1 protein-coding gene and 1 pseudogene are annotated in these 1,238 nt (G+C 68.8%); both read left to right on the top strand.

What is annotated here, in order from left to right; translation table 11 throughout:
- Positions 1-1,038: chromosome segregation SMC family protein (locus tag AC27KI_RS25210; RefSeq protein WP_487116522.1), on the top strand; the 1,038-nt coding region annotated here is incomplete at its 5' end.
- A gap of 29 nt (positions 1,039-1,067) precedes the next feature.
- Positions 1,068-1,238 (top strand): annotated as a pseudogene (locus AC27KI_RS25205) (cell division protein FtsZ); the annotation flags it as partial.

Below are 1,238 nucleotides of genomic sequence, written 5' to 3'. Positions count from 1 at the left end.
CTGGACACGGCGGGCAGCCAGACCCGCGCGCTGGCCGATGAGCAGCAGCGCGCCCGCGACGAGATGGCGCGGCTGTCCGACGCCGCGGCGCAGGGCGGCCTGCAGCAGGCGCTGGACCTCAAGATGGAACGCGAGAAGGCCCTGGGCGCCCAGCGCAGCGAATACGACGACCTCACCGCCAAGCTGCGCGCGAGCGACGAGCGCCGCATGCAGCTGGAACGCGCGCTCGATCCGCTGCGCGCCCGCATCACCGAATTCCAGCTCAAGGAGCAGGCCGCGCGCCTGGGCCTGGAGCAATACACCACGCTGCTGGCCGACGCACAGGCCGACCTGGAGGCGGTGGCGCAGTCCATCGAGGCCGGCGGCGTGCGCTCGGCCGGCCTGCAAAGCGAGATCGACCGCCTGCACCGCGAGATCGCGGCCCTGGGCGCGGTCAACCTCGCCGCGCTGGAGGAGCTGAACCTCGCGCGCGAGCGCAAGACCTTCCTCGACTCGCAGACCGCGGACCTGACCGAGGCCATGAACACGCTGGAGGACGCGATCCGCAAGATCGACGCCGAAACCCGCGAACTGCTCTCGGGCACCTTCGAGACGGTGAACGGCCATTTCGGGCGCATGTTCCCCGAGCTGTTCGGCGGCGGCAATGCGCGCCTCATCATCACCGGCGACGAAATCCTCGACTCCGGCGTGCAGGTGATGGCGCAGCCGCCGGGCAAGAAGAACCAGACCATCCACCTGCTGTCCGGCGGCGAGAAGGCCCTGACCGCCATCGCGCTCGTCTTCGCCATCTTCCAGCTCAACCCCGCGCCGTTCTGCCTGCTGGACGAGGTGGACGCGCCGCTGGACGATGCCAACACCGAACGCTATGCCAAGCTCGTGTCCAGCATGAGCAGCGGCACGCAGTTCCTTTTCATCAGCCACAACAAGATCGCCATGGAAATGGCCGAACAACTGATCGGCGTGACCATGCAGGAGCAGGGCGTCTCGCGTATCGTGGCCGTGGACATGGAGTCCGCGCTGTCCATGGCCGATGCCTGAACCCCCCAGAAGCCGCACGTTTTTTCACCATGAGCAACTTCCAACTCGGCCTCATCATCGCGGGCGGCGTCGTTCTGGCGGCCATCGTCGCCTTCAACGCCTGGTCCGCCCACCGCAACGCCCCCAAGCGCGCGAAACCGCCCGAGCCCGACGGCGCGGCCGAGCCCGCGCTGCGCCAGGAGCCGGCCTTCGATGCCGGC

Source organism: Acidovorax sp. KPB24-03, assembly GCF_057546605.1.
This window is presented reverse-complemented; position numbering and strand designations above follow the sequence as displayed.